Here is a 16043-nt window from a genome sequence, read left to right as displayed (position 1 = left end):
GCTCACCGAAAAATTCGATGCCAAGACTCTTGACTATGATTCGCGGAAATGAGATTCTTCGGGTGCTTAAATCAAAGAAAGGCTTCCGCGCGGCAACGTTCGGGGGCTTTTTTCTTTTGTGATGCGTCTCCTGTTAGTCGTTCGAGTTAAAATTCACTGCTTGGACCGGTATTCGGCAAACAGCGTTTGAAGATGTTCCAGAACGAACTCGGCAAATTCCGGTGCTTCGTTCTTGTCGATAGAGATATCCAGCTTGCGGTCGCTTTCGACGACCTTTGCCAGCCGGCCGCCGGTTTCGGATGACCAGACACCGGTTTTTTTTGCCTGCGCCTTGGGCTTCAGAAAATCCAGAAGCGACTTGAAACGGTCTTCCGATGGCAGGGCAGCAACCGAGGCATCCCTCACATAGGCACGGGCCGCTTCCTTGACCTGAGAAGAGGAAAGCTGATCGGCAAGGTCCATCCAGTTACGACGGCCGACAGTTGGGGCGGGGCCAATAAGATCGACCAGATCCTCCGGAATGCGGCCGACAACCGACAGCATGTTGGAGAGATCGCCCTTGTGCAGCGACATGGCGGCCATGATCGTATCTCGCGGAAACCGTATCTGCAGTTTCTGGGCAAAGCGTGCCTTTTCGATATAGGTGAGATCGCGACGTTCGTTGTTTTCCTGTCCCTGGGCAACGACGAGCTGCTCATCGCTGAGATCACGTACGACCGCCTTGACCGGAATACCGAGGCTGGAGACTGCACGCAGGCGACGATGACCAAAGGCGACCTGATAACGGCCGGGGAACTCGGGATGCGGGCGCACCAGAATGGGAACCTGCTGGCCCTGTTCACGAATGGCTTCAACCAGACCTGCATCCGCCTCTTCGGAGGCTGGCATGCGATCAGGTATGAAAGAGGGATCTATATCGGCAGGATTGAGCGAAACGATCGTGAGACCTTCTGCGAGCTGCCTTTCGATTTCTTCCGCACGCTTGGCGCGTTCCGATACCTCGCTGAGCGACTGGCCGATCATTCCCACCGGGGAATTCAGAACATCGGTCACGAGTTCCGGAGAGCCAAGGATGGGCCTGATACGCGGACGCGACCGCTCGGATGCGGTCTCATTGCTGTCGGCGGCCGGAGTACCAAGATTGGCGAATATCTGTTTTCTGCTCATGCTGCCCTACCCCACGCTTTTTTAATCAGTCCTTCGATTTCAGCGTTTACGTTGTTCATGGCTTCCAGCGCACGGTCATAGGTGGACCGGGTGAACTGGGTTCTTTCCACTTCGAAAAGTGTCTGGTTGGTCAGTCCGGCATCCGAGACGGCCGTGCTCTTCAGCATCGGGTGGATGAGGACGTTTTCACCGAAAATCGAGCGCAGGAAGGCGACCATCTGGTTCTGCGGTCCGTCGCTCGGTTCAAAACGGGTGATCAGATAACGCATCCAGTTATAGTCGGAACGTGCGCCCGCCCTGCCGATTTCGGCGAGAAGGTCGCCGGTCATGGCAAGGAACTGGTTCATCGACATCACATCCAGCATTTGCGGATGAACGGTGACGAGGACGGATGTGGCGGCGGTCAGCGCCGAAAGCGTCAGATAACCAAGCTGCGGCGGGCAATCGATGACCACGACATCATAGAAGTTCTGCGCCTGGGCAATTGCTTGGCCAATGCGGGCGAAAAACAGTGTATCGCCGGGCGCGCGGCGCATCAGAGCGCGGGGCGTGTCATGTTCGAATTCCATGAGTTCCAGATTGCCCGGAACGATATGGAGATTAGGAATATAGGTGCCGCGAACGATTTCAGCGATCGGCCTGCGTTCGTCATCGTAACGGATGGCGCCATAAAGCGTTTCATTCGGACCGACATCAATCTCCGGCTGATGACCGAAGAGCGCCGACAGGCTGGCCTGCGGATCGAGATCGATGGCGAGCACCCGGTAACCGCGCAGCGCCAGATATTGCGCCAGATGTGCAGATGTCGTGGTTTTTCCAGAACCGCCCTTGAAGTTCATGACGGCGATGACCTGCAACTCTTCGCCATCACGGCGGTGTGGCAGATAACGGCGGGTGCCGCGCGCGCCCTGATCAAGGAATTTTCTGATCTCGTCCATATCCTCAACCGAATAGGAACGGCGGCCGGAGGCTTGGGCCGCATCGAGCTCCGGGCGTTCGGCGGCGATCTGACGAAGATAGGCCTCGCCGATACCGATCAGCCGCGCGGTTTCTGCCGGTGAGAAATGGCGCATGCTCTTTTCGGTGTGTGGTGAAAATGTATTTGCATTATGAGCCTGCAATTGGGCTGACAACGCAGCCGAATGCTGTTGTATAAGACTCGTCAGGTCGGGTGCTCCTGCGGCACGTCTTAAATCGGCACTCTGTGTCATCGGTCTTCTTTCGCTCGAAATTGCAGTAGCGGTTTTTTTCGAAAAAGGCGGTTTTTTCCGCAACTGAGATATAAGCGCCGATTCTCTTTTTGGCGCAATAGGCTTTTTTCTCAGGTGCGAAAGTGGCGCTAAGGCATTGTGGAAGAATCACTTTTGTTTTTTGTGACAGTTTGACGGTTAGCCGCGGCTAACTTCGCCCTGACGATCAGACAGACGGGCGCGGATCGCGTCTTTTCACACAAGGAATGCATGCCCGCGCAGAAGTTTGCCGCGGCTAACTTTTTGGTTTTGACCCACTGCACATCCGATCATCCCGCGGCAAAAAGTGAAGGGTGGACATTCGCGGATGTTTAATCTCTACTCATTGACTAGAGTATCGTTGGGTTCGACGCCCGTCGTCTGGCTGTTCAAGCTGTCGCAGGTTGGAGGAATGAATGTCCTATGATGTCGCTCTCGTCGGGTCGGGTTTCTCGGCCATTTGTACTGCCGCTCATCTTTTATCGTCCCTGCCGGCGGAAGCCTCGATCGCTATCGTGGGCGATGAATCGGATTTCGGGCGCGGCACCGCCTATCGTACCGAACTTCCCTATCATCGGCTGAATGTGCCAGCCGGGCGAATGAGTGTCTTCCCTGACCGCCCCGGTGATTTTGTCGACTGGTTGGCGGAAAATGGGATAGCGGAGGATCCTCTGCTGTTCGCCTCGCGTGGAGACTATGGTCTTTATCTTCGCGACAGGCTGGCGGGTTTGCTTAGAAGCAGGGAGCAACGGGCGCGGGTGGATTTCGTTCGGGCCAAGGCTTCGGCCTGTCGCCCGGATGGCAAGGGTGGATTTTCTTTCGCTCTGGAGAATGGCGAGCAGCTGCGCGCGCAGAATGTCGTTTTGTGTCTCGGTGTCGGCGCGGCGAGTTTGCCGGTGCAAACTGTCGCGAGGGAAGAAGAGGGGCCACAACGTATCATCGGTCACTGCTGGCAGCCGGGATGGCTGTCCAAAGTCAAGGCCGGAGATCGCATCTGTATTCTGGGTTCGGGTCTGACGATGATCGATCAGGTTCTGACCCTGCGGGGAAAAGGGCATCAGGGCCCGATCCATGTTCTCTCCCGACGCGGCCTGGTGCCGCATCCGCATGTCAGCCCGCCTGCTCCCCCCACGGAGCCTGAGCTGCCTGATGGCTCGACGGAGATCAGCCTGTTGCTGCAGTCTTTACGCAAACAGGTCAGCGATGGCGCACCGTGGCGCACCGTTATGGATGGTTTGCGGCCGAAAACACAATTGCTGTGGCAACGCCTTACACCTGCGCAGCGCAGCCGGTTTCTTCGGCATGCCTTGCCTTGGTGGAATATCCATCGGCACCGCATCGCGCCTGAGGTCTCTGGTGCTTTCGAGAAGTTGCTCTCGGACGGCATTCTGGAAATTCATGCGGGTTACCTCCGGTCCATAGACGAAGGGGAGGAGGGGATTGCCGTGCGTTACCGCCGCAGACATACACAAGTGGTGAGGGAACTTCAGGTCGATTGGGTCGTCAATTGCACGGGCATGGAGCGGGCCGGCATCGGTCATTCGCGGCTTCTTGAAGCCATGTGCGGCGAGGGTGTTATTTCACTGGACCCTTTCGGGCTCGGGGTCGAGGTTGACGACCACTCCCATTTGCTGCGGACGGACGGACGAAGCTGGCCCGGTCTTTTCGCCGCGGGTGCGCTGACGGCAGGCCGGTTCTGGGAGATAACCGCTGTTCCGGATATTCGTGTGCAGGCACAGAAGATCGCGCGGGAGATTACGCGGAGAGTGACCGCGAATGATCGGGTTGCTGCACAGGGCTGATCCGGCCGAAGAATCGACCATAGCGAGAGGTGCCGTCATAACAGACATTCTCGGCGCCTCTTGATTTTGATGTTAGCCGCGGCAAACTTTTTCTTTGAATGAATGTGCTGACTATTCATTGGAGGCCGAATTCGCGGATTCGAGGCGGCTGATGAATGTCGCGTGGGCTTTCCGCACGATAGCAACGAACGTTCTTTGGTGACGTACCGCTTTTTGCCTTCAAAGTGCGTATTCCCGCAATCAACTGGGGTAAAAGACCGAGACCGTCTTTGCGGGGCAATGTCCGCGATTGCTAAATAATTTACATAGCTTATGGAAGTTCGTCATAAAAGAGGCTATAAACCCTGTAAATTTCTGAAATTATGAAAATAATTTGCGAGGACCAATGCAGAAACAGAAACTGGTAAGATACGAGACGGCGGACAGTCAGGCCGGCGGACAGCGTCGGCCATTTGCCAAGGCCGTTCGCGCCGGTGATTTCGTTTATGTTTCGGGGCAGGTGCCGACTGTTGATGGCGAGGTCGTGACCGGCGGCATCGTGGCGCAGACCGAGCAGGTGGTCGCGAATATCAGGGATGTTCTGGCGCTGGCGGATTGTACGCTTGCCGATGTGGTCAAGATCAATGTCTGGCTGGATGATGCGCGGGATTTTTCGAGCTTCAACGCCGTTTTCCAGAAATATTTCATCGATCATCCACCCGCGCGCTCGACCGTGCAATCACCGCTGATGGTCGATGCCAAGGTGGAAATGGACGTTATCGCTTATAAGCCGCTGGCTTGAAGCCCAATTTGCCTATTTTTGAGAGTAGATGATGACCTATCCCTGGCCTGATGCGGGCACACCCCTCAATGCGATTTCAACGCCAATGCCCGTCATTGACGAGGATAGGCTCAGTGCCAATATCCTCAGGGCGCAATCCTATCTGGATGAACACGGTAAGGCTTTCCGGCCGCATATCAAGACGCACAAGATACCGGCTGTCGCAAAACAGCAGCTGCAGGCTGGCGCGATCGGCATTAATTGCCAGAAAGTCAGTGAGGCGGAAGTTTTCGCGGATGCCGGTTTCGATGATATCCTGATCACCTACAATATTCTCGGTGCAGCAAAGCTTTCGCAGCTGAAGGCGTTGAATGCGCGCATCGGCGGGCTGAGCGTGGTTGCCGATAGCGCGGTCACGATTGCCGGTCTTGCCGATACATTCGAGGCAGTAAGGCCGCTTGCCGTGCTTGTCGAATGCGATACGGGCGGCAAGCGCTGCGGCGTGCAGACGCCGGAAGCGGCATTGGCGCTTGCGGAAAAGATTGTTGCGGCCCCGGGCCTCAGATTCAAGGGCATTTTGACCTATCCGGCACCGGATGGGGCCGAGACGGTGGAAAACTTCCTTCGCAAAACCATGGCGTTGCTTGCGGCAAGGGGCATTGACTGCCCGGTCCGTTCCAGCGGCGGTTCGCCCGATTTTTATTCCGCCCATCTCGTTCCTTCCGCGACCGAACATCGGGCAGGCACCTATGTCTATAATGATCGCGCCATGCTGCGCGCGGGACATTGCACGACCGGCGATCTCGCCATGCATGTTCTCGCCACCGTCGTTTCGAGGCCTACGGCCGATCGGGCGGTGCTGGACAGCGGATCCAAGGCCTTGACCTCGGATCTCCTGGGTTTCAGCGATTATGGGCTGATCGAAGGTTATGAGGGCGCAAAAATCGTCTCGCTTTCGGAAGAACACGCCGTCGTTGATCTGTCCGGCTGCGCCTCCGGGCGGCCTGAAATCGGTGATGTGGTAAAGGTCGTGCCGAACCACACCTGCGTCGTCAGCAATCTTTTCGATAGGATGGTTTTCCATCGAAACGGTGTCGTAACACGCGTTGAGAAGGTCACAGCACGCGGTACCGTCTGGTAAAGTTACCCGGCTAATTGAACTGGAATCGGAAGCTGCGAAAATGCAGATACCGGCAACGAGAATCTGGAAATATGCGCATCTTCACGGCGTCGCTCGCCACTGAAACCAACACGTTTTCCCCCGTGCCGACGGATATGGACGCTTTTCGTGCGGCTTTTTATGCCGGGCCGGGCGAGCATCCCGAAACGCCGACGCTCTGCTCGTCGCCCGTGCCGATCCTGCGTCGTCGCGGCAAGGCGGAAGGGTTCACGGTGATTGAGGGAACCTCCTGCTGGGCGGAACCGGCGGGACTTATCCAGCGCCAGACTTATGAAACGCTGCGGGACACGATTCTTGCCGAACTCGCCGCCGCCATGCCCGTCGATGCCGTGGTCCTTGGCCTGCATGGAGCCATGGTGGCGCAGGGTTATGACGATCCGGAAGGCGATTTCCTCTCCCGCATCCGCGAGATGGTTGGACCGGAAGTGCTGATCGCAGCGGAATTCGATCCCCACAGCCACCTGACGGCGCTCCGGGTCAAAAATCTCGACATCATGGCGACGTTTCTGGAGTTTCCGCACACGGATTTCGAAGAGCGCGGCGAACATGTAGTGCAGATGGCGCTGCGCACGCTTCGGGGAGAGATCAATCCGGTCATCTCGACTTTCGATTGCCGCATGATCACTATTTATCCCACCAGCCGCGAGCCGATGCGTTCTTATGTTGACCGGCTGAAGGCAATGGAGGGCAGGGACGGCATCCTGTCGATTTCGGTCATTCATGGTTTCATGGCCGGCGACGTACCGGATATGGGAACGCGCATCGTTGTCGTCACCGATAATAACAGGGCGAAGGGTGAGGCGCTGGCTGAAAAGCTCGGCCGCGAGCTCTATGCCATGCGCAAGCTGACCGCCATGCCGATGCTGGATACAGAAACGGGTCTCGATCGGGTTCTCGCCATTCGCAGTGGCAATCAGGAGAAGCCGGTCGTGGTATCGGACATCTGGGACAATCCGGGTGGCGGTGTTGCCGGTGATGCCACCCATATTCTGCGGCGCATGGTGGACCGCGGCATGGACAATTTCGCTGTCGCGACGATCTGGGACCCGATCGCCGTGTCTTTCTGTCACGCGGCGGGGGAGGGTGCCGAGATTGACCTGCGCATCGGCGGCAAATCCAGCCCGCAAGGCGGCGAACCGCTCGATTTCCGTATAAAGGTGATGCGCACGGCCGAGGCCGGCTGGCAGAGTTTCCGCAACAGCCGCGTAACACTCGGCCGTGCCGCTGTCGTGCGGCCGCTCGGCACGGAGATCGATATCATCCTCATCACCAGCCGGACGCAGACTTATGAGCCGGATATCTTTTCCAATCTCGGCATCGATTTCGCGAAAAAAGACGTGCTGCTGGTCAAGTCGACCAACCATTTTCATGCGGGGTTTGCGCCCGTCGCCTCCGAGATCGTTTATATAGCGGCCCCGACGTCCTATCCGACCGATCCGGCAAAAACGCCCTATCGCAAGGCGAGCCTCGAGCTTTGGCCACGGGTGGCTGATCCGCTGGGCCTGGATTGAGCGGCAGCCGTTCGAGCATTATCGGGACGGAACTCTGAAGCCTTTTTCTGGAACGGCTTCAGAGGCGCTCAAGCGTGATCAGGAAAAACGCGCTTTCGTTTTGACCTGCTTCGACTGTGAACGGTAAGCCGCCTTCGATCAGCAGACCATCCAGCTTCCCCAGCTGCTCCTTGCCATCACCGGTGGAAACCGTCAGTGGATCGAGTGCCAGGATAAGTGTCGCGTTTCCGCCTGCTTTCCCCGCAAACAGGCCGAAGTGCCTCCTGACGACATGGCGAAAGGTCGAACGGCGGGTCATGACGTTCAGATCGGTGATCGCGCCGTCGGGTAAGGTCGCATTGACGGGCACATCGGCCGGAAAGGGCAGGGGCTGGCTTTCCACGGTCAGCATTAGTGGATCGGCGGCCGCAATTGCCAGCGCCATGCCGTTTCCCTCAAGAATGGACAGGGTGCGGTCTATTCCGGGAAAGATCGAAAACGGCCCGTCGCTTGCGACCGTCGCCATGCTGATACGCCAGTCGAAATCATCGACGGAAGAGCCTGGCGGAAAGATGGCGATTTCCACGGTCTCGCCGCCGCCGTTTTTCCAGGGCATTCGCTTGTAGTCGCTTGCGCGCAGCAGGGTCATGGTTGTCCACTTTTGAAAGATCGGCCGGAAACGGTGTTCCCCATTTCCGGCCGTGGCAGGATCAATTGCCGAGGATGCCGGGCAGGCGCAGGCCCTGTTCCTTGGCGCATTCCACGGCGATGTCGTAACCGGCATCGGCATGGCGCATCACGCCGGTTGCCGGGTCGTTCCAGAGCACGCGCTCCAGCCGGCGAGCCGCATCGTCGGTGCCATCGGCGCAGATGACCATGCCGGAATGCTGCGAGAAGCCCATGCCGACACCGCCGCCGTGATGCAGCGAAACCCAGGTCGCGCCGGATGCCGTGTTGAGCAGCGCATTGAGGAGCGGCCAGTCCGAAACGGCGTCCGAGCCGTCCTTCATGGCTTCGGTCTCGCGGTTGGGCGAGGCGACGGAGCCGCTGTCGAGATGGTCACGGCCGATGACAACAGGCGCCTTCAGCTCGCCGTTCTTGACCATTTCATTGAAGGCAAGCCCAAGACGATGGCGGTCGCCAAGGCCGACCCAGCAAATACGTGCCGGCAGGCCCTGGAATGCGATGCGCTCGCGCGCCATGTCGAGCCAATTGTGCAGATGCTTGTTGTCAGGCAGCAGTTCCTTCACCTTGGCGTCGGTCTTGTAGATGTCTTCCGGATCACCTGACAGGGCCGCCCAGCGGAACGGGCCGATGCCACGGCAAAACAGCGGGCGGATATAGGCCGGCACGAAGCCCGGGAAGGCAAAGGCGTTCTCCAGCCCCTCATCCTTGGCGACCTGGCGGATATTGTTGCCGTAATCAAGCGTCGGAACGCCGGCGTTCCAGAAATCGACCATGGCCTGCACATGCACCTTCATCGAGGCGCGCGCTGCGGCGGCAACGGCCTTCGGGTCGCTTTCCTGCTTGGCACGCCATTCGGCAACGGTCCATCCGGCCGGAAGATAACCATGGACGGGATCATGCGCCGAGGTCTGGTCGGTGACGATATCGGGACGAACGCCGCGACGGACGAGTTCCGGGAAGATTTCCGCCGCATTGCCGATCAGGCCGACGGATTTCGCCTCGCCCGCCTTGGTCCATTGGTCGATCAGCGCCAGCGCCTCATCGAGTGTATGCGCCTTCGCATCGACATAACGGGTACGCAGGCGGAAATCGACGCGGGTTTCATCACATTCGACGGCAAGGCAGCAGGCGCCGGCCATGACGGCGGCCAGCGGCTGTGCGCCGCCCATGCCGCCGAGACCGCCGGTCAGGATCCACTTGCCCTTCAGGTTGCCGTCATAATGCTGGCGGCCGGCCTCGATGAAGGTTTCATAGGTGCCCTGCACGATGCCCTGCGTACCGATGTAGATCCACGAACCGGCCGTCATCTGGCCGTACATGGCAAGACCCTTCTTATCCAGCTCGTTGAAGTGATCCCAGTTCGCCCAGTGTGGCACGAGGTTGGAGTTGGCGATCAGGACGCGCGGCGCATCCTTGTGGGTGCGGAATACACCGACCGGCTTGCCGGACTGGACGATGAGGGTTTCATCCTCGTTCAGATCTTTCAGCGTCGCGACGATGCGGTCGAAATCGTCCCAGGTGCGGGCGGCGCGGCCGATACCGCCATAAACCACCAGCTCATGCGGGCGCTCGGCGACATCGGGATCGAGATTGTTCATCAGCATGCGCAGCGGGGCTTCCGTCATCCAGCTCTTGGCATTGAGTTCAGTGCCCTGCGGCGCGCGGACATCGCGAATATTATGGCGTGGATTGTTCATGTGTTTTCCCCTTATCGTTTCGTGTCGAGCGCAAATTTTTCCATGCGCGTGAGAATGGTTTTGAGATGGGAGCGAAGCCGGTCGGCCTTGCCCGCGTCATAGGCGAAAGGCGGCGTCTCGCTTTGAAGATGGGTGGACTGCGCCAGCTCCATCTGGATGGAGTGCACGCTGCTCTGCGGTTTTCCGTAATGGCGCGTCGTCCAGCCGCCTTTGAAGCGACCGTTCAGGATGCTGTCGTAACCCTCTGCAGCGACGGTCGCTTCGACAGCGATTTTTTCGATCGCGGGGTCGCAAGTTGCGCCCATATCCGTGCCGATGTTGAAATCCGGCAGCTTGCCTTCGAACAGGAAGGGAATATGCGAACGGATCGAATGGCAATCATAGAGAATGGCGATGCCATGAATGGATTTGACCCGTTCGATTTCCGCCGCAAGCGCTGCGTGATAGGGCGCGTGAAAGGTTTCCAGACGGTATGCGATGTCGTCCTGAGTGGGCTCCTGCCCTTCATTCCAGATCGGCTTGCCGTCGAAATCGGTCTCCGGAACAAGCCCTGTTGTGTTCTGGCCCGGATAAAGGCTGACCCCGGCGGGGTCGCGGTTGGCGTCGATCACGTACCGATGAAAGGTGGCACGCACCGTCGTCGCTTCTGGGATCAGATCCGCATAGAGCTCGTGAATATGCCAGTCGGTATCGGCCAGCAATTTGCCGTTTTCGTTCAGGCGTTGCCAGATATCCGCCGGCACATCCGTGCCGGTGTGGGGTAGCCCGAGAATGATCGGCGAAGAACCTTCCTTGATGTCAAAGACACGCATCTCAAACCTCCAGCTTCGGCAGAATGCCGCCTGAAATCGTCGAGACCAGAGCGCCGGAAGCGATCAGCTCTGCCGCCGCCTTCAGGTCCGGCGCCATATAACGGTCTTCTTCCAGCGACGGGATCGTGGCGCGTAGCGCGGCAATCACCTTCTGCAATTCGGGGCTGGTTTTCAGCGGCCCACGCAACTCCACACCCTGAATGGCCGAAAGCGCCTCGATGCCAAGGATGGCGAAGAGATTGTCCGTCATCGGCAGCAGACGTCGTGCACCGTGGCAGGCCATGGACACATGGTCTTCCTGATTGGCGGAGGTCGGCGTCGAATCGACCGAGGCCGGATGCGCCATCTGCTTGTTCTCACTCATCAGCGCGGCGGAGGTGACTTCGGCGATCATCAGGCCAGAATTCAGCCCCGGCTTCTTGGAAAGAAAGGCCGGCAGCCCATAGGAAAGGGCCGGATCAACCAGAAGCGCCACACGACGCTGGGCGATCGCGCCGATTTCGCAAATGGCAAGCGCCGTCTGATCGGCGGCAAATGCAACCGGTTCGGCGTGGAAATTGCCGCCGGAGACGACGGAATTGTCTGAAAGCACCAGCGGATTGTCGGTTACGGCGTTGGCTTCGATTTCCAGTGTGCGGGCCACCTGCCGCAGAAGATCGAGGCAGGCGCCATCCACCTGCGGCTGGCAACGGATGCAATAGGGGTCCTGCACCCGCTCGTCGCCCTCGATGTGGCTGACGCGGATTTCCGAACCATCCAGCAGATTACGAAGCGCCGCTCCCGCGTCGATCTGGCCCTTATGGCCGCGCAGGCTGTGAATATCGGGATGAAAAGGGGCAGACGACCCCATCGCGGCATCGGTGGAAAGCGCGCCGGTGATAAGCGCCGCCTGTGCCGCGCGATGGGCGCGGAAAAGACCGGCGAGCGCCAGCGCCGTCGAGGTCTGCGTGCCGTTGATAAGTGCAAGCCCTTCCTTGGCTGCCAGAACCACCGGGGTCAATCCGGCTTTCGCAAGCGCTTGGCCGGCGGGCAGAAGCGTTCCCTCATAAAAGGCCTCGCCTTCGCCCATCATCACCGCGGCCATATGGGCCAGCGGCGCGAGATCGCCGGAAGCGCCGACCGAACCCTTTTCGGGAATGACGGGAATGACACCCTTCTCAAGCATGGCTTCGATCAGCCGCACCAGTTCCAGCCGCACGCCGGATGCGCCGCGGCCGAGCGAAACCAGCTTCAGCGCCATGATCAGCCGCACGATATTTTCAGGAAGCGGTGCGCCGACCCCGCAGCAATGCGACAGGATGAGATTGCGCTGCAGCGTCGCCACATCGGCCGCGTCGATCTTGATGGAGGCAAGTTTGCCGAAACCGGTATTGATGCCGTAGACCGGCGCATTGCCGGCAGCAATCTCCGCGATGCGGGCTGCTGCCTTTTCAATGCCGGCATCGAAGCTGCGGTCGAGCTTTGCCGTACCGTTTTCCCAGTATATGGTGGAAAGCTCGGCAAGCGTCACGGCGCCTGGATGAAGGGTGATGGCTTTTATGGTCATGGGGAAACCTTCTGTCCCTTGAAAATACGGGCATGGAGCGGATTAAAACCGATGCGATAGACAAGCTCGGCCGGACGCTCGATATCCCAGATGGCAAAATCAGCCGATTTTCCGGCCTCCAGCGTGCCGGTTTCCGCAAGCAGGCCGAGCGCCTTTGCCGCATTGCGTGTCGTCGCCGTCAGACACTCTTCCACGGTCATGCGGAAAAGCGTGGCGCCCATATTCATGGTCAGCAGCAGGGAGGTGAGCGGCGAAGTGCCGGGATTGCAGTCCGTTGCGAGCGCAATGTCGGCTCCGGCATCGCGCAGTGCCTGTACCGGCGGCAGCTGCTTTTCGCGCAGCGCATAAAAGGCACCGGGAAGAAGCACGGCCACGGTTCCTGCTTCCGCCAGCGCCTTCGCACCGGCTTCATCAAGATATTCCAGGTGATCGGCCGACAGCGCATTATAGGATGCCGCAAGCTCGGAACCGCCAAGGTTGGAAAGCTGCTCCGCATGCAGCTTGACAGGAAGTCCGAGCTGTTTAGCGGCCTTGAAAACCCGGTCGATCTCCGCGACGGAAAAGGCGATGCCTTCGCAGAAGCCGTCAACCGCATCCGCCAGTCCTTCCGCATGCGCCTTTTCCAGCCCCGGCAGAACAATGTCGCCAATATAATCGGCGTTGCGGCCCTTATAGTCTGCAGGTGTCGCGTGCGCGGCGAGATAGCTGGTGACGATGCGCACCGGCCGTAATGTCTCAAGCCTGCGCGCAACGCGCAGCATCTTCAGTTCGGTTTCGATGTCGAGACCGTAACCGGATTTGATTTCGACCGTGGAAACGCCTTCGGAAAGAAGGGTGTCGAGACGCGGAAGCGCCTGCGCCAGCAGAACCTCTTCCGAAAGCGCGCGCGTATCGCGGACCGAAGAAACGATGCCGCCGCCCGCTTTGGCGATCTCCTCATAGGTCGCACCATTCAACCGCATCTCGAATTCCATGGCGCGATTGCCGCCGAAGACAAGATGGGTGTGGCAGTCGATCAGGGCAGGGGTGATCCAGCGGCCGCCGCAATCGGTGGTGTCATCGGCTGTCGCCAGATCGGCAGGCAGATCGCTTTCGGGACCGGCAAAGGCGATGCGGCCGTTACGCACGGCAATCACGGCGTTTTCGACGGCGCCGATGCCATCCACGTCGGGGTTGAAGGTTGCCAGCCGGGCGTTGCGCCACAAAGCCGTGGCGTTCCCCGTCGCCGTTCCGTTTGCAGATTTGTTCCCTGGCATTTGCTTTTCGCCTTTCCTTTGTGAGTTAAATGTATATACATAATAATCGGCTTGGCAAGCTGCAATTTCGTGTTTGAAATGGCCTTGCCGGACAGAACCAAAGGAGAGGGTGGCATGACGGCAATTCACGCGGGCGCAGCGCTTCTGGCGGGCGGATGGGCGAAGGATGTTCGCATCATCTGCGATGACGGCATTGTTTCATCCGTCGAAACCGGCGTTTCCCCGCAGCCGCAGGATGAGCGTCACGCCGTCATCGTTCCAGCTATGCCCAATCTCCACAGCCATGCCTTTCAGCGGGCCATGGCGGGGCTTGCCGAAATCCGCGGCCCGGGTGATGACAGTTTCTGGAGCTGGCGCACCGTCATGTATAAATTCGCGCTCTCCATGACGCCTGACCATGTCGAGGCCGTTGCCGCCCAGCTTTATATGGAAATACTGGAGGCCGGTTTCGGAAGGGTCGGCGAATTTCACTATCTGCATAATGACAGGGACGGTTCGCATTACGGCAATATCGCCGAAATGGTCGAACGCATCGGCGCGGCCGCGTCGCAGACGGGCATCGGTCTCACCTTGCTGCCGGTCTTTTACGCCCATTCCGGTTTCGGCGGCCAGGCTCCGATCGATGGGCAGAAACGCTTCATCCATTCGCTCGACAGTTATGGAAAGCTGATGCAGGGCGCACAGGCCGTGGCGGACAAATTGCCGGGTGCGGTCCTCGGCATTGCGCCACACAGCCTGCGTGCCGTAACCGGCGACGAGCTGGCAGCCATCGAGCCGCTGGCAAAGGGTGGGCCGATCCATATTCATGTGGCGGAACAAACGAAGGAAGTGGACGATTCACTCGCCTTTTCCGGTGCGAGACCGGTGGAATGGCTGCTTGAAAACGCGCCGGTCGATGGTCGCTGGTGCCTTATCCATGCGACACACATGACGGAAACCGAAACGCGGCGTATGGCGAAAAGCGGTGCCGTGGCCGGTCTCTGCCCGATCACCGAGGCCAATCTCGGCGACGGTATCTTCCCGGCTCCGGCTTTCCTTGGCGAAAACGGCCATTACGGTGTCGGATCCGATTCCAACATCCTGATTTCCGTGCCGGAAGAATTGCGAACCCTCGAATATTCACAACGCCTCTCGCATCGGGCACGTAATGTCATCGCCGATGCTGGCCATTCCACGGGAGAAAAACTCTTCCGGCAGGCGCTCGAAGGCGGCGGCAGGGCTCTGGCGTCGCCAAATGGTCTGGAAAGCGGGAAAAGTGCGGATTTTGTCGCTCTTGATGTTTCCGCCGTTTCTTATCTTCCGATATCCCAGATTCTCGATCAGTGGATATTTGCGGGTGGTGTTGGCGTCGATTCCGTTTGGGTGCGCGGCAAAAAGCGCGTGCAAGCCGGCCGGCATATCCACCGTCGTGAAATATCCGATCGTTTCAACAAGGTCATGGCCGAACTTCTCGATAGCTGATATGGGCTCGGCAGAAACGGGAAAAAGCCAGTGGGGAAAGGCATTGCGGACGTGACGAAAGCATCGGCCGGGCAAACCCTGCACCAGCGTATCCTCAGCGACATCGAGGGCCGGATCGTTTCGGGAGAATGGCCGCCGGGCCACCGGCTGCCTTTCGAGGTAGACCTCGCCGATCAGTATCACTGTTCGCGCATGACGGTGAACAAGGTCATGGGCCAACTCGCCAAGGCCGGCTTGATCGAACGCCGCAAGAAATCCGGCAGTTTCGTTCGCCAGCCTCAGATCCAGTCTGCCGTTCTGCAAATTCATGACATCGGGGCGGAAGTCGAATCCCTTGGCCTCGAATATGGCTTCAAGATCCTGGAGCGCGAAGGGCGCAGCGCCAAAAGCGGGGATCGTGAGCGGCTCGACGTTTCCGTCGGCACATCGTTGCTCGAGATTCTCTGCATCCATTTCGCCGGTGCGCGCGAATTTTGTGTCGAGCAGCGTCTCATCAGTCTGACGGCCGTGCCGGAAGCGGCTGAAACCGATTTTACCGAAATTGCGCCAGGCCCCTGGCTACTTGGCCATGTTCCGTGGAGCACTGCCGAACATCGGATCAGCGCCGAGGCGCCGTCGAAGGAGATCGCGCGCCTGCTCGGTATCTCCGACAGACAGGCCTGTCTTGTGGTCGAGCGTCGTACCTGGAGCAATTCCGGCGCCGTGACCTATGTGCGCTTCACCTATCCTGGCAATGCCCATGCCCTGGTCGCCCGTTTCAGCCCGTCTTCCGACTGATATCCGTAAGGTCTCTCGCGTCCTTTAATTGCGAAATGGAAACCCTATATAGGGGAAGGCTAACCCCACTTATCGTTTGCACGGCGAAAGTCGTTAAAATCCGTTAATCTGTACGATTAATCTCAAATTCCCTTTTAAAATCAGTAATCTGTCACATTTCTTGATTTTTTTGATATTGC

The 16043-nt window shown here is 58.7% G+C and carries 13 protein-coding genes; 6 read left to right on the top strand and 7 right to left on the bottom strand.

Translation table 11 applies throughout. The features are described 5' to 3' along the window. Positions 1 to 153: 153 nt before the first annotated feature. Positions 154 to 1167: a plasmid partitioning protein RepB gene (gene repB / locus QRN60_RS25750; protein ID WP_003505821.1), complete on the bottom strand. Its 1014-nt coding sequence runs from the start codon at positions 1165 to 1167 to the stop codon at positions 154 to 156. Further along, the gene (gene repA / locus QRN60_RS25745; protein WP_026363408.1) at positions 1164 to 2378 is read right to left on the bottom strand and encodes a plasmid partitioning protein RepA; all 1215 of its coding nucleotides are present in this window, start codon (positions 2376 to 2378) and stop codon (positions 1164 to 1166) included. The genes repB and repA overlap by 4 nt, the downstream gene beginning before the upstream one ends. Positions 2379 to 2812: 434 nt before the next feature. On the opposite strand from repA, the gene QRN60_RS25740 reads away from it, so the two are divergent. From QRN60_RS25740 to QRN60_RS25725, 4 genes are all read left to right on the top strand, one after another. Continuing rightward, on the top strand, positions 2813 to 4198 hold the full coding sequence (locus QRN60_RS25740) for an FAD/NAD(P)-binding protein (RefSeq protein WP_035212939.1): 1386 nt from the start codon (positions 2813 to 2815) through the stop codon (positions 4196 to 4198). Between the two features lie 385 nt (positions 4199 to 4583). Further along, entirely contained in the window at positions 4584 to 4979 is a 396-nt protein-coding gene (locus tag QRN60_RS25735; protein ID WP_003505815.1) for a RidA family protein, read from the top strand. 31 nt (positions 4980 to 5010) lie between these two features. After that, entirely contained in the window at positions 5011 to 6099 is a 1089-nt protein-coding gene (locus QRN60_RS25730) for a D-TA family PLP-dependent enzyme (protein WP_112295350.1), read from the top strand. A 71-nt stretch (positions 6100 to 6170) separates the two neighbouring features. After that, the gene (locus QRN60_RS25725) at positions 6171 to 7649 is read left to right on the top strand and encodes a M81 family metallopeptidase (RefSeq protein WP_112295342.1); all 1479 of its coding nucleotides are present in this window, start codon (positions 6171 to 6173) and stop codon (positions 7647 to 7649) included. 58 nt (positions 7650 to 7707) lie between these two features. Here QRN60_RS25725 and QRN60_RS25720 read toward each other — a convergent pair whose 3' ends face one another. The 5 genes from QRN60_RS25720 to hutI all read right to left on the bottom strand — a co-directional run bounded on the left by QRN60_RS25720 (position 7708) and on the right by hutI (position 13626). Next, positions 7708 to 8277 carry a HutD/Ves family protein gene (locus QRN60_RS25720; RefSeq protein WP_080867027.1) on the bottom strand — a complete coding sequence of 190 codons (570 nt, stop codon included), beginning with the start codon at positions 8275 to 8277 and terminating at the stop codon, positions 7708 to 7710. Between the two features lie 61 nt (positions 8278 to 8338). Next, the gene (gene hutU / locus QRN60_RS25715) at positions 8339 to 10012 is read right to left on the bottom strand and encodes a urocanate hydratase (protein ID WP_003505808.1); all 1674 of its coding nucleotides are present in this window, start codon (positions 10010 to 10012) and stop codon (positions 8339 to 8341) included. Positions 10013 to 10023: 11 nt separating this feature from the next. Continuing rightward, complete coding sequence (gene hutG / locus QRN60_RS25710) at positions 10024 to 10824, bottom strand: N-formylglutamate deformylase (RefSeq protein WP_003505805.1); 801 nt, start codon at positions 10822 to 10824, stop codon at positions 10024 to 10026. Between the two features lies 1 nt (position 10825). Next, entirely contained in the window at positions 10826 to 12370 is a 1545-nt protein-coding gene (hutH, locus tag QRN60_RS25705) for a histidine ammonia-lyase (protein ID WP_099086304.1), read from the bottom strand. Continuing rightward, on the bottom strand, positions 12367 to 13626 hold the full coding sequence (gene hutI, locus QRN60_RS25700; protein ID WP_077998620.1) for an imidazolonepropionase: 1260 nt from the start codon (positions 13624 to 13626) through the stop codon (positions 12367 to 12369). The genes hutH and hutI overlap by 4 nt, the downstream gene beginning before the upstream one ends. Positions 13627 to 13740: 114 nt before the next feature. On the opposite strand from hutI, the gene QRN60_RS25695 reads away from it, so the two are divergent. Next, the gene (locus QRN60_RS25695; RefSeq protein WP_112295341.1) at positions 13741 to 15087 is read left to right on the top strand and encodes a formimidoylglutamate deiminase; all 1347 of its coding nucleotides are present in this window, start codon (positions 13741 to 13743) and stop codon (positions 15085 to 15087) included. Positions 15088 to 15138: 51 nt separating this feature from the next. Continuing rightward, positions 15139 to 15864 (top strand): histidine utilization transcriptional repressor HutC, encoded by a 726-nt coding sequence (hutC, locus tag QRN60_RS25690; protein ID WP_174075239.1) that lies wholly within the window; start codon positions 15139 to 15141, stop codon positions 15862 to 15864. Positions 15865 to 16043 lie beyond the last annotated feature (179 nt).

Origin of the sequence: Agrobacterium sp. CFBP2214 (genome assembly GCF_030209895.1) — a bacterium.
GTDB lineage: Bacteria > Pseudomonadota > Alphaproteobacteria > Rhizobiales > Rhizobiaceae > Agrobacterium > Agrobacterium radiobacter.
The sequence above is the reverse complement of the archived record's forward strand: the minus strand, read 5'-3'. Positions and strand labels throughout refer to the sequence as shown.

What these genes read in the sequence shown, in the direction of transcription:
- hutH (WP_099086304.1), bottom strand. Translation starts at nt 12,370, where the DNA reads ATGACCATAAAAGCCATCACCCTTCATCCAGGCGCCGTGACGCTTGCC.
- QRN60_RS25730 (WP_112295350.1), top strand. Translation starts at nt 5,011, where the DNA reads ATGACCTATCCCTGGCCTGATGCGGGCACACCCCTCAATGCGATTTCA.
- QRN60_RS25720 (WP_080867027.1), bottom strand. Translation starts at nt 8,277, where the DNA reads ATGACCCTGCTGCGCGCAAGCGACTACAAGCGAATGCCCTGGAAAAAC.
- hutU (WP_003505808.1), bottom strand. Translation starts at nt 10,012, where the DNA reads ATGAACAATCCACGCCATAATATTCGCGATGTCCGCGCGCCGCAGGGC.
- repA (WP_026363408.1), bottom strand. Translation starts at nt 2,378, where the DNA reads ATGACACAGAGTGCCGATTTAAGACGTGCCGCAGGAGCACCCGACCTG.
- hutG (WP_003505805.1), bottom strand. Translation starts at nt 10,824, where the DNA reads ATGCGTGTCTTTGACATCAAGGAAGGTTCTTCGCCGATCATTCTCGGG.
- QRN60_RS25740 (WP_035212939.1), top strand. Translation starts at nt 2,813, where the DNA reads ATGTCCTATGATGTCGCTCTCGTCGGGTCGGGTTTCTCGGCCATTTGT.
- repB (WP_003505821.1), bottom strand. Translation starts at nt 1,167, where the DNA reads ATGAGCAGAAAACAGATATTCGCCAATCTTGGTACTCCGGCCGCCGAC.
- QRN60_RS25695 (WP_112295341.1), top strand. Translation starts at nt 13,741, where the DNA reads ATGACGGCAATTCACGCGGGCGCAGCGCTTCTGGCGGGCGGATGGGCG.
- QRN60_RS25735 (WP_003505815.1), top strand. Translation starts at nt 4,584, where the DNA reads ATGCAGAAACAGAAACTGGTAAGATACGAGACGGCGGACAGTCAGGCC.
- QRN60_RS25725 (WP_112295342.1), top strand. Translation starts at nt 6,171, where the DNA reads ATGCGCATCTTCACGGCGTCGCTCGCCACTGAAACCAACACGTTTTCC.
- hutI (WP_077998620.1), bottom strand. Translation starts at nt 13,626, where the DNA reads ATGCCAGGGAACAAATCTGCAAACGGAACGGCGACGGGGAACGCCACG.